The 10,829-nt window shown below is 72.8% G+C and carries 11 protein-coding genes and 1 riboswitch; of the genes, 4 read left to right on the plus strand and 7 right to left on the minus strand.

Features of this window, described 5'->3' with window-relative positions:
- Positions 1-39 precede the first annotated feature (39 nt).
- A complete protein-coding gene (locus tag ACIGXJ_RS00250; RefSeq protein ID WP_399639425.1) occupies positions 40-522 on the minus strand; it encodes an Asp23/Gls24 family envelope stress response protein in 483 nt (160 codons plus the stop codon).
- 87 nt (positions 523-609) lie between these two features.
- On the opposite strand from ACIGXJ_RS00250, the gene ACIGXJ_RS00255 reads away from it, so the two are divergent.
- Positions 610-1,332: a nucleopolyhedrovirus P10 family protein gene (locus ACIGXJ_RS00255; RefSeq protein ID WP_399639427.1), complete on the plus strand. Its 723-nt coding sequence runs from the start codon at positions 610-612 to the stop codon at positions 1,330-1,332.
- Between the two features lie 27 nt (positions 1,333-1,359).
- On the opposite strand, the gene ACIGXJ_RS00260 is transcribed toward ACIGXJ_RS00255, so the two are convergent.
- From ACIGXJ_RS00260 to abc-f, 3 genes are all read right to left on the minus strand, one after another.
- On the minus strand, positions 1,360-2,151 hold the full coding sequence (locus tag ACIGXJ_RS00260) for an enoyl-CoA hydratase/isomerase family protein (RefSeq protein ID WP_399639430.1): 792 nt from the start codon (positions 2,149-2,151) through the stop codon (positions 1,360-1,362).
- Positions 2,152-2,282: 131 nt separating this feature from the next.
- Positions 2,283-2,504, minus strand: coding sequence for a helix-turn-helix domain-containing protein (locus ACIGXJ_RS00265; RefSeq protein ID WP_018567695.1), 222 nt, complete (start codon positions 2,502-2,504; stop codon positions 2,283-2,285).
- Between the two features lie 345 nt (positions 2,505-2,849).
- Positions 2,850-4,448 (minus strand): ribosomal protection-like ABC-F family protein, encoded by a 1,599-nt coding sequence (gene abc-f, locus ACIGXJ_RS00270; protein ID WP_399639434.1) that lies wholly within the window; start codon positions 4,446-4,448, stop codon positions 2,850-2,852.
- Between the two features lie 292 nt (positions 4,449-4,740).
- Here abc-f and ACIGXJ_RS00275 point away from each other — a divergent pair, with 292 nt between their 5' ends.
- Positions 4,741-5,151, plus strand: a complete 411-nt coding sequence (locus tag ACIGXJ_RS00275; protein ID WP_399639437.1) for a VOC family protein — start codon at positions 4,741-4,743, stop codon at positions 5,149-5,151.
- 18 nt (positions 5,152-5,169) lie between these two features.
- Here ACIGXJ_RS00275 and ACIGXJ_RS00280 read toward each other — a convergent pair whose 3' ends face one another.
- The 3 genes from ACIGXJ_RS00280 to ACIGXJ_RS00290 all read right to left on the minus strand — a co-directional run bounded on the left by ACIGXJ_RS00280 (position 5,170) and on the right by ACIGXJ_RS00290 (position 8,696).
- Positions 5,170-6,561, minus strand: coding sequence for a hypothetical protein (locus tag ACIGXJ_RS00280; RefSeq protein ID WP_399639439.1), 1,392 nt, complete (start codon positions 6,559-6,561; stop codon positions 5,170-5,172).
- 159 nt (positions 6,562-6,720) lie between these two features.
- On the minus strand, positions 6,721-7,848 hold the full coding sequence (locus tag ACIGXJ_RS00285; RefSeq protein ID WP_399639441.1) for an alpha/beta hydrolase: 1,128 nt from the start codon (positions 7,846-7,848) through the stop codon (positions 6,721-6,723).
- A gap of 173 nt (positions 7,849-8,021) precedes the next feature.
- A complete protein-coding gene (locus tag ACIGXJ_RS00290) occupies positions 8,022-8,696 on the minus strand; it encodes a class II aldolase/adducin family protein (protein ID WP_399639444.1) in 675 nt (224 codons plus the stop codon).
- A 194-nt stretch (positions 8,697-8,890) separates the two neighbouring features.
- Here ACIGXJ_RS00290 and ACIGXJ_RS00295 point away from each other — a divergent pair, with 194 nt between their 5' ends.
- The gene (locus ACIGXJ_RS00295; protein ID WP_399639447.1) at positions 8,891-10,141 is read left to right on the plus strand and encodes an anion permease; all 1,251 of its coding nucleotides are present in this window, start codon (positions 8,891-8,893) and stop codon (positions 10,139-10,141) included.
- 31 nt (positions 10,142-10,172) lie between these two features.
- On the plus strand, positions 10,173-10,394 hold the full coding sequence (locus tag ACIGXJ_RS00300; protein WP_399639450.1) for a hypothetical protein: 222 nt from the start codon (positions 10,173-10,175) through the stop codon (positions 10,392-10,394).
- A gap of 251 nt (positions 10,395-10,645) precedes the next feature.
- A riboswitch (cobalamin riboswitch) is annotated at positions 10,646-10,788 on the plus strand.
- The last annotated feature ends 41 nt before the right edge of the window (positions 10,789-10,829 follow it).

The raw sequence follows: 10,829 nt of genomic DNA on the forward strand, positions 1-10,829 counted from the left end.
CGCTCCCCTCAGCGGTGCGGTTGTCCGGCCGGCCACGTGTCACTGGATCCGGGGCTCCGGTTCCTCTTCCTCGTCCTCGGGCAGCTTGACGTCGCTGACCGCGATGTTGACCTCGACCACCTCGAGGCCGGTCATCCGCTCGACGGCCGCGACGACGTTCTCCCGCACGTCGCGTGCCACGTCGCCGATCGACACGCCGTAGTCCACGACGATCTCCAGGTCGAGCGCGGTCTGCACCTCGCCGACCTCGGCCTTCACGCCGCGGGTCACCGACTTGGCGCCGCCGCCGGGAACCCGGTCGCGTACGGCGCCGAAGGTGCGGCTGATGCCGCTGCCCATCGCGTGGACGCCGACGACATCGCGTGCCGCGAGGCCGGCGATCTTCTCGACCACCCCGTCGGCGATGGTGGTCCGCCCCCGGCTGCCGGGGTCTCCGCCACCACGCCGGGTGGCCTTACGGGTCTGCACCGAGGGCTCGCCCTCGGAGGTCTGCGTCCGGTTCTGGTCCGTCATGTCGGTCATCGCCGTACGTCCTTTTCGGTCGTCGTCCTTCGACCACCGTAAGTGCGGATGCTCGGCCGCGCGCCATGGATACGGCAGGCTGGAGGAATGACGGCGGATCGGTGGACACGAGTGGTACGGGAGCAGCTGGGCCTCGGCAGGCTGCTGCCTCTGGGTGGACCGCGCGACGGCGCGTGGATCGCGGAGAGCGCGGCAGAGTCCATTCTGCGGCGTGCTGTGGAGGGTGTGCCAGGGGTCCGGCTGGGCCCGCTGCGGATCGCCCCGGCGGGCCCGGACGGGACCGGCGAACCCGCCGTCCCGGCCCCGCCGAGCGCCCTGCCGCCCGGCCCCCTTCGGGTGACGGCCGACTTCACGGCGAGCGGCACCGAGCCCCTGCCGTCGGCGGCGTCCCGCCTGCGTACGGCCCTGGCGGGCGCGGCGGCGGAGGCCGTGGGGCTGGCGGTGGCGGAGGTCGACCTGCGGGTGACGGGGCTGGGTGAGGAGGAGCCCGGCGATGAGGGCCGTACGCCTGCCGACGCCTCCGACGCGCGGGAGCAGCAGGGCGACGAGGCGTCGGTGGCCGACGCCGCCCGGGCGGTCCCGGGGGTGTCCAGGCTCACCGGCACCCTGGGCGGCCTGGGCAGGGCGGTGCACATCGAGGAGCGCCAGGAGGGGGCGGCGTCGCTGCCGCGCCGCCACGTCCGCGTGGAACTGGCGGTGCGTTCGGGCCACCGCGCGCTGACGGTGGCCCGAGAGGTGCGGACGGCCGTGACGGCGGCCCTGCCGGACTCGCCTTCGGTGGCGGTGCTGGTGACGGCGGCGGATCTGTAGGTCCGCACCCGGCAACGAACGGGACGCCTACTCCCCCAGCCCCGCCAGGTCCCGCAGGCGCCGCGCCTGCGACTGCCGTTCGGCGGCGCGCTGGTCCTCGTACGTCCGGTCGGCCGCACCCCGCAGCAGCGCCTTGGTCTCGATCAGGGCGTCACGCGGGGCGGCCAGCAGGGCCGCGGCGAGGTCCTGGACCGTGGAGTCGAGCTCGGAGACGGGGACGGCGAGGTTGGCGAGGCCGGTGTCCACCGCCTCCTCGGCCAGCACGAAGCGACCCGTGGCGCAGATCTCGAGCGCACGGGCGTACCCGACCAGCGACACCAGCGGATGCGTGCCGGTGAGGTCGGGGACGAGGCCCAGGCTGGTCTCGCGCATGGCGAACTGCACGTCGTCGGCGACGACGCGAAGGTCGCACGCGAGGGCGAGCTGGAAGCCCGCGCCGATGGCGTGGCCCTGGACGGCGGCGATGGACACGATGTCGCTCTGCCGCCACCAGGTGAAGCCCTCCTGGAACTCGGCGATGGCCGCGTCCAGTTCGGCGTCACCGCCGCGCGCGAGGTCGACGAAGGACTTCTCGCCCTCGATGCCCTCGGGCGTGAACATCTGCCGGTCGAGGCCGGCGGAGAAGGACTTGCCCTCGCCGCGCAGCACCACGACACGGACGGAGCCCGGCAGCGACCGGCCGGCCTCGGCGAGCGTCCGCCACATGGCGGGGCTCTGCGCGTTGCGCTTGGCCGGGTTGGTCAGCGTCACCGTGGCGATCGCGTCGTCGACGGTGAGCCGTACGCCGTCCTTGTCGAGTACCGGGTCGAGCGAAGCCATGCGGCGCCTCCGATGGGTGCGGTCAGCAGGGGACGCCGTAGTCCGGCATCCATAAGTGACTGCACAGTAACCACCCGGTCGACCGTTGGACCGACCGGGTGGCCACCATCACGCCGTGGGGCCGCCCGGGGTCAGGCCGAGGCGGCCTTCTTGCCCCGTGTCGCCCCGCCACGCCCGCGGAGCGTGACGCCCGACTCGCTGAGCATGCGGTGCACGAAGCCATACGAGCGGCCGGTCTCCTCGGCCAACGCCCGGATGCTCGCACCGGCGTCGTACTTCTTCTTCAGGTCTGCCGCGAGCTTGTCGCGCGCGGCGCCGGTCACCCGGCTGCCCTTCTTCAGAGTCTCGGCCACCCGTGCCTCCTCATGGGAAGTGCGCTCTGGTCCCCTCATGATCACCCCTCCCGGCCGTCATGGCCACCCATTCGGCAAGGTCCGTGCGACAGGGTCGTGACGACAGGAGCAGGTCCACACATACGGAATGGCCGGTTCCGGGCTCTGGGATTCGTACCGCCGAACGGGTAATTCCGCGAAGTGCCAGGTCAGTGACGCGAACCGGCCGAGCCCTTGTCGACACAAGGTCGACAAGGGCTCGGCCGGGAAATCGTTGTAGGACACACCTCGGTACGAGGAGATCTCACACAGATGGTGGATCACCGGTGGGCCGAATGATCCATACCCAGTGGATCACGCATTCGATCAAGCGAGGGCGACGAGGTCCGCGTAGTCGGAACCCCACAGATCCTCCACACCGTCCGGCAGCAGGATGATCCGCTCCGGCTGGAGCGCCTCGACGGCGCCCTCGTCGTGGGTGACCAGGACGACCGCGCCCTTGTAGGTCCGCAGCGCGCCGAGGATCTCCTCGCGGCTGGCGGGGTCGAGGTTGTTGGTGGGCTCGTCGAGGAGCAGGACGTTCGCCGAGGAGACGACCAGGGTGGCCAGGGCCAGCCGGGTCTTCTCGCCGCCGGAGAGCACACCCGCGGGCTTGTCGACGTCGTCGCCGGAGAACAGGAACGAGCCCAGCACCTTGCGGACCTCGACGAGGTCCATGTCGGGGGCCGCCGAGCGCATGTTCTCCAGGACGGTGCGGTCGGGGTCGAGGGTCTCGTGCTCCTGGGCGTAGTAGCCGAGCTTGAGGCCGTGTCCGGGGACGACCTTGCCCGTGTCGGGCTGCTCCACGCCGCCCAGCAGACGCAGCAGGGTGGTCTTGCCGGCGCCGTTGAGGCCAAGGATGACGACCCGCGAGCCCTTGTCGATGGCCAGGTCGACGTCGGTGAAGATCTCCAGGGAGCCGTACGACTTCGACAGGCCCTCGGCCATCAGCGGGGTCTTGCCGCAGGGCGCGGGCTCGGGGAAGCGGAGCTTGGCGACCTTGTCGGAGACGCGGACCGCCTCCAGGCCGGAGAGCAGCTTGTCCGCGCGGCGGGCCATGTTCTGCGCGGCGACCGTCTTGGTGGCCTTGGCGCGCATCTTGTCGGCCTGCGAATGCAGGGCGGCGGCCTTCTTCTCGGCGTTGGCGCGCTCGCGCTTGCGGCGCTTCTCGTCGGCCTCGCGCTGCTGCTGGTAGAGCTTCCAGCCCATGTTGTAGACGTCGATCTGGGCGCGGTTGGCGTCCAGGTAGAACACCTTGTTCACGACCGTCTCGACCAGGTCGACGTCGTGGGAGATCACGATGAAGCCGCCGCGGTAGGTCTTGAGGTAGTCCCGCAGCCAGATGATCGAGTCGGCGTCGAGGTGGTTGGTCGGCTCGTCCAGCAGCAGGGTGTCCGCGTCCGAGAACAGGATGCGGGCCAGCTCGATACGGCGCCGCTGACCGCCGGAGAGGGTGTGCAGGGGCTGGCCGAGCACCCGGTCGGGCAGGTTCAGCGCGGCGGCGATGGTGGCGGCCTCGGCCTCGGCGGCGTACCCGCCCTTGGTGAGGAACTCCGTCTCCTGGCGCTCGTACTGCTTGAGCGCCTTCTCGCGGGTGGAGCCCTTGCCGTTGGCGATGCGCTCCTCGTTCTCGCGCATCTTGCGGATCAGTACGTCGAGGCCGCGCGCGGAGAGGATGCGGTCGCGGGCGAGGACGTCGAGGTCGCCGGTGCGGGGGTCCTGCGGGAGGTAGCCGACCTCGCCGGAGCGGGTGATGGTGCCGCCGGCGGGGATGCCCTCGCCGGCCAGGCACTTGGTGAGGGTGGTCTTGCCTGCGCCGTTGCGGCCGACGAGGCCGATGCGGTCGCCCTTGGCGACACGGAAGGTGGCGTTCTCGATGAGGACGCGCGCGCCGGCGCGCAGCTCGATACCGGATGCGGAGATCACGGACAGACTCCAGGGCGGAAGGGGGCGGGACTGTGGGGCTGAGGACGTTCCCGCTGTCTAATGCGCGAGGAGAATGGCCATGGCATTCAGTCTAACGGGCTCGTGCAACCGCTTTTCCCGCCTGCGCCGGGCGCCAGATCCGGTGGACCCGCCCCGGTGAGGAGGACGGAGTCCGTCGCCGGGGCGTTGTCGGTGGTGGCTGCGACACTGGCGGCAGACGGTTCTCGCAGGAAGTGTCCGGCGCGGGATGATCGCAAGATGATCGCGGGATGATCACGAAGGAGTGGTCGGCATGGCAGGCACGAGCAGGGGTCCGAGCATCTTCCCGACGGTTCTGTACACGGACGCCAAGGCGGCGATCCGGCAGCTCACCGAGGGCCTGGGGTTCACCGAGCTGTCGCTGTACGAGAGCGAGGACGGCACGGTGATGCACGCCGAGCTGGTCCAGGGCAACGGCGCGGTGATGATCGGCTCCAGGGGCCGCGGCGGCGTCTTCGACGGGGCGATGAAGGGCGCCGGTCCTGCCGGGGTGTACGTCGTCGTGGACGATGTCGACGCACACCACCGGCGCGCCGTGGAGCACGGCGTGGAGATCCTGATGCCCCCGGCGGACCAGGACTACGGCTCGCGGGACTACATGGCCCGGGACGCCGAGGGCAACATCTGGAGCTTCGGCACGTACGCGCCCGCGATAGGCGGCTGAGCGGCCGCCCGTCGCGTCTCAGCGCCCGCCGGTGTGCACCTGGAAGGCGGCGCGGCGCACGGCCTTGGCGAGGGCCGGGTCGGGATGGGCGGCGGCGAGCGCGACCAGCACCTGCACGGTGCGCGGGTGGCCGACCGCGCGCACCTCGTCCAGCAGGGCGGGGACGGTGGGCTGGATCGCCGACTCCAGGTGGCGCACCAGCAACGGGGCCTCGCCGTGGTCGGCGACCGCGGCGGCCGTGTCGACCCACAGCCAGGTGGCCTCTTCCCGGGTGAGGACCTCGTGCGCGTCCTCGGGGTCGGTGCCGTCCTGCTCCGCCAGCCACAGCAGGGCGTAGGGCCGCAGCGTGGGCTCGTCGAGCACCGCGCGTACGTCGGGCTCGGCGGGGGCGCCGACGACGCGCAGCGCCTCGAAGGCCAGGCCGCGCAGCAGGGCGTCCTCGCCGCGGGCGGCGTCGATGAGCTCGGTGACGGCGCTGCCGACGGGCCGGGCGGCGAGCCAGGCCCGGTACTCGGCGCGGGCTGCGTTGGGGCGCAGCTGGGCGCAGCCGCGCAGCATGTCCTCGGCGGAGGCCTCGATGTTGCCGGCGGGGCTCTGCGCGGCGACGCAGATCTGCTCCAGCTTGACCCACACCGCCCAGCTGCCCAGCGGGGTGAGGGTGGCGTGGGCACTGTCGCAGGTGAGGGCGCCGACGGAGGCGAGGGCGTGCAGGGCCCAGTCCAGGAGGGGGGCCAGCGGGGCGTCGGCGGTCTGCGGCTCGGGCTCCGGCTGCGGGGCGTAGGTGACCTCGCAGCGTTCGGTGCGCAGTTCGGTGACCCGCTGCTCCAGCAGGTCGAGGAGCTGCGCCACGGGGACGGGGCCTGCGGAGAGCTGGAGGAAGGAGAGCACCTGGGGCATGGCCGAGACGACCTCGGCGACGGCGGCCGGCTGCAGCCCGGCGGGTTCCGGGTGGGCGAGCGACCAGGCGTCGAAGAGGGCGACCCAGCCGCGCAGGACGGCGCTGTCGTCGCGGTCCCAGGCGCGCAGCCGCCAGCCGGGACGGGCGCTGTCGCCGTGCACCTCGACGAGTCCGGCGAGCCGGGCGGTGTCCCAGTCGGCACGGACCTGAGCGGGGGTCAGGCCGAGCTCGGCCGCTGCCCGTTCGGCGGTCGCCTCGGAGAGGGTGGCCCTGCCGTCGGCGGCGCCCGCCCGGCCGGGGCGTAGGGCGGCGTCGGCCCAGCGGGCGACGCGGACCGCGCCGGCGAGCTGCGAGCGTGCCATTCCGGCCAGCTTCGCGGGCGCCGGGGTGCCCTCCGGGGGGCGCGGGGCGGGGCGGCGCGGGCGCCGCTGGTCCATGGCTCGTGGGGCGGCGGCCAGGGGTCGTGGGCGGACGAGTCGAAGCCTGGAGTCGCGCGGGATACGGGACGTCACGGGTGCAGTCTTCCGGTTGACGGTCCGAAAACCCAAACGGAATGTCACGGCGGGCGACGGGACTGGCCAACGCAGCGGGCCGTGAGGGCGTGGACGAGGCGGGAACCGGCCAGTGGTACACGGCTAAACGGAATGGCCGCGACCGGGACGGCGGGGGTGTCACACGAGGGGGGTCAGAAAGCGGCGCAGGGCTTCCTGGTAGCCGGCCGGGTCGGGGTTCCACATGGCGCTGTGCGGGGCGTCCTGGACGGTGTGCAGGGAGACGAGGCCCGGGTGGCGGTCGGCGAGGCGGCGGGACAGCCGGAAGGGGGCCACGGTGTCGCCCGGGCCGTGCAGCACCAGGGTCGGCACGGTCAGGCCGTCGGCCTCCGCGGCGCCGCGGCCGGGGTCGCCGTACAGGCCGGTGCGGCCCTGGGCGGCGCGGACGGCGAGGGGCAGCAGGGCGTGCGGGGTGCGGCGGGCCGCGGCCAGGGCCCGCAGGGTGGTCTGCCAGTCGAGGACCGGCGAGTCGAGCACCAGCCCGCGGACCCGGTCGCGGACGGCCGAGCGCGCGGCCGTGTGCAGGCACATCGCGGCGCCGGTGGACCAGCCGAGCAGGACGACGCGCTGGGCGCCGTAGCGCACGGCGTAGCGGATCGCGGCGTCCACATCGCGCCACTCCGTCTCGCCGAGGTGGTTGAGGCCGTCGGGGGAGCGGGGTGCCCCGAGGTCGCCGCGGTAGGCGAGGGCCAGCATGGGGAAGCGGAGGCGGTGCAGGAAGCCCATCACGTTCATGGCGAGTTCGCGGGTGGTGCCCAGGCCGTGCACGGCGATCACCCAGGTGTCGCGGGCGCCGGGCACGAACCAGGCGGGCAGCGCGCCGAGTTCGCCGGGGATGTCGATGTCGGCGTGGTCCAGGCCGAGGGCGCTCGCCGGGTCGCCGATGTGCACGTTCGGGGTGAGCCAGACGTGGTCGCCGGGTTCGAAGGTGCCGTGGGTGACGCGTTCGAGGCGGCGTACGACCGTGTCCGCGGGGTGGGGGGCGCTCTCCAGGACAGGGCCGACGACGGCGTGGCTGCCGTCGCCGGCGAGGCCGTAGGTGCCGGGGCGCAGGGAGGCGAAGTCGCGGGTGAGGCTGATGCGGCCGGCGGCCGTGCCGTGCACGGTGAGCCGGGGCTCGGTGGGCAGGGGCCGGCCGGGCGGCGCCTTGAGTGCCGCGTCGCTGGCGAGGCGGCCGGCGGCGACGGTGGCCGCGGCGGTGGCCAGGGCAACGGTGACGGCGGCGGCCGTCGCTTTGACAGTGCGCACGGGTTCAGTGTCCTGGCGGACCCGGCCGTCGGCCAGTGGGCCGGGGCGATCGGGCCTCGTCGTCGTTCCCGGCCGTCCCGCCGTTTCGCCGCTTCGGCGGCCGTCAGGGCGCTTCTCGTTTCGCCGCTTCGGCGGCCGTCAGGGCGCTTCTCGTTTCGCCGCTTCGGCGGCCGTCAGGGCGCTTGTCGTTGGCCGTAGCCCCGCAGCCGCTCCCCCACCTCCGCGACCTGTTCCCGGGTCAGCAGGGCCGGGGCCAGGCCCGGGACCGAGGAGGCGGTCAGCCAGACGCGGCACATCCATTCGAGCTGGGCGGTGCGGTCGTATGCCTGGTCGAGTGAGGCGCCGTAGGCGATCGTGCCGTGGTTCGCCAGGAGGCAGGCGGTGCGGCCGGCGAGGGCCCGGAGCATGTGCCCGGCGAGCTCGTCGGTGCCGTAGGCGGCGTAGGGGGCGACGCGGACGGGGCCGCCGAGGGCCGCGGTGATGTAGTGGATCAGCGGCAGCTCGGGGACGAGGGTGGAGACGGCCGTGGCGTGGACGGCGTGGGTGTGGACGATCGCGCGGGCGCCGGTGGTGCGGTAGACGGCGAGGTGCATGGGCAGCTCGCTGGTGGGCACCAGGGTGCCGAGGACCTGGCGGCCGGTGAGGTCGACGCCGGTGAGGTCGTCCGGGGTGAGGCGGTCGTAGGGCACGCCGGACGGCGTGACCAGGACGGTGTCGCCGACGCGGACGGAGACGTTTCCGGAGGTGCCGACGACGAGGCCGTCGGCCACGGTGCGACGGGCGGTGGCCACCAGGTCGGCCCAGGCGGCGGCCGTCCCGTCGCCCCGGTCGTGAGGATGCTCGGACATGCCGTGATCCTGCCGGGTGACCCTGGTCTCTTCAACGGGGCCCTTGGGGCACAAGGGCCGACCGGGCGGAGGGGGTGCGACGTAGCCCGGAACCCCTCTTTCCGACACTCCGATGCCCTGCCCAGTTCACCTCGCGTTCACCTGGGTTACCTACGTTCGACAAGCCAATGACCTTCGAACGATTGCCTGGGTAAATGGAAAACCTCTCACTGATCCTCGCGATTGTGGTGGTGACCGCACTCGCGTTCGATTTCACGAACGGTTTTCACGACACCGCCAACGCGATGGCCACGACCATCTCGACCGGTGCGCTCAAGCCCAAGGTCGCGGTGGCCATGTCCGCCGCCCTGAACCTTGTGGGTGCTTTCCTCTCCGTCGAGGTCGCCAACACGATCTCCAAGGGTCTGGTCGACGAATCAGGCATCCGTCCCGAGGTCATCTTCGCCGCCCTGGTCGGCGCGATCCTCTGGAACCTGCTGACGTGGCTCGTCGGTCTGCCGTCCTCCTCCTCGCACGCCCTGATGGGCGGCCTGATCGGTGCGACCGTCGCCTCGGCCGGCCTCGGCGCGGTGCACGGCGACGTACTGGTGACCAAGGTGCTGCTCCCGGCGATCGCGGCCCCGCTGGTCGCGGGAGTCGCGGCGATGTTCGCCACGCGGCTGAGCTACTCCCTGGGCAAGAAGGCCGACGGCAAGGCCGCGGCGAAGGGCTACCGCGCCGGGCAGATCGCGTCCGCCGGCCTGGTCTCGCTGGCCCACGGCACCAACGACGCCCAGAAGACGATGGGCATCATCACCCTCGCCCTGGTCGCCGGCGGCTCCCTCGCCCCCGACTCCGACCCGCCCATGTGGGTCATCCTGTCCGCGGGTCTGGCTATCGCGCTCGGCACCTACCTGGGCGGCTGGCGCATCATCCGCACCATGGGCAAGGGCCTGACCGACCTCCAGCCGCAGCAGGGCTTCGCCGCCCAGACCTCCGCCGCGACGGTCATCCTGGCCTCCTCCCACCTGGGCTTCTCGCTCTCCACCACGCACTCGGTGTCCGGCTCCGTGATGGGCGCCGGCCTCGGCCGCAAGGGCGGCGTGGTCCGCTGGTCCACGGCCACCCGGATGTTCGTGGCGTGGGGTCTGACCCTGCCGGCCGCCGCGCTGGTCGGCGCGCTCGCCGAGTACGTCACCGGCTTCGGCGACTGGGGCACCGCGCTCGTGGCCGTCTTCCTGGTGGCCTCCAGCGCCGCGATCTGGAAGCTCTCGCGCCGCGAGGTCGTCGACCACACCAACGTCAACGACACCGACGGCACCGACGACGCGGAGCCGGCCGGCGTGATCACCACCGCGATGGCCGCCGTCACCCCGCCGCCGACGACCGCCATGGCCGAGGAGCTCTCGGCCACCATTCACGCCCCGACGAGCGCCGACCCGGCCGCCCCCAAGGCCGCGGTCTGACCCCCCACCTCGCGTCTAAGGAATCAGCAGCATGAAGATCGACTGGGCGGCCCTCGGCTCCGTCTTCGGCGTCAGCCTCGTGGTCACGGTGGCCCTCGTGGGCCTGTTCACCCTCGGTGTCGTCGGCCTGTCCCGCCAGGAGCGGGCCGCGTCCCAGGGCGGCTCCGCCGCCCTCGCCGTCACCGGCGCCTACGCCTGCTTCGCCGCCTGCGCGGCGGCGGTGGCGTACGGCATCTACCTGATCATGGCGTGAGGCCCGGCGTCTGACGCCAGGCCCTGGCGAGGGGGCCGTCACGGACGAGGAGAGTCCGTGACGGCCCCCTCGCGCACGAGGGCCGCCTTTCGACCTGGCGCGGGTGCTGACGGAACGTCACGAGCGGGGTTTACCGGACTGCCGTCCGGCACGGCGCATTTCCGCCCGAGCCGGTCTCCGCGGGCGGCCCCGCGTGGTCCCGGTGTGGGCCTCGGCACACTCCAGCCTCGCAGGTCAACAGCGAGTTGACGGGTGTTCGCGGGCCGTGGTGGACTGCCGGAGCCATCTACGGCGGCAGGAGAGGAAGCCGGTGCGAATCCGGCGCGGTCCCGCCACTGTCACCGGGGTAGCCATCCCCGGAAGCCAGGAACTCTCACCGCCGGTCTCGTCGAACCAGGGCGCGGACACCCTGAGTGAGGACATATCGCCATGCGC

Source organism: Streptomyces sp. NPDC053367, assembly GCF_044545925.1.
In the GTDB taxonomy this organism is placed as follows: Bacteria; Actinomycetota; Actinomycetes; order Streptomycetales; family Streptomycetaceae; genus Streptomyces.

What these genes read in the sequence shown, in the direction of transcription:
- ACIGXJ_RS00250 (WP_399639425.1), bottom strand. Translation starts at nt 522, where the DNA reads ATGACCGACATGACGGACCAGAACCGGACGCAGACCTCCGAGGGCGAG.
- ACIGXJ_RS00255 (WP_399639427.1), top strand. Translation starts at nt 610, where the DNA reads ATGACGGCGGATCGGTGGACACGAGTGGTACGGGAGCAGCTGGGCCTC.
- ACIGXJ_RS00260 (WP_399639430.1), bottom strand. Translation starts at nt 2,151, where the DNA reads ATGGCTTCGCTCGACCCGGTACTCGACAAGGACGGCGTACGGCTCACC.
- ACIGXJ_RS00275 (WP_399639437.1), top strand. Translation starts at nt 4,741, where the DNA reads ATGGCAGGCACGAGCAGGGGTCCGAGCATCTTCCCGACGGTTCTGTAC.
- ACIGXJ_RS00290 (WP_399639444.1), bottom strand. Translation starts at nt 8,696, where the DNA reads ATGTCCGAGCATCCTCACGACCGGGGCGACGGGACGGCCGCCGCCTGG.
- ACIGXJ_RS00295 (WP_399639447.1), top strand. Translation starts at nt 8,891, where the DNA reads ATGGAAAACCTCTCACTGATCCTCGCGATTGTGGTGGTGACCGCACTC.
- ACIGXJ_RS00300 (WP_399639450.1), top strand. Translation starts at nt 10,173, where the DNA reads ATGAAGATCGACTGGGCGGCCCTCGGCTCCGTCTTCGGCGTCAGCCTC.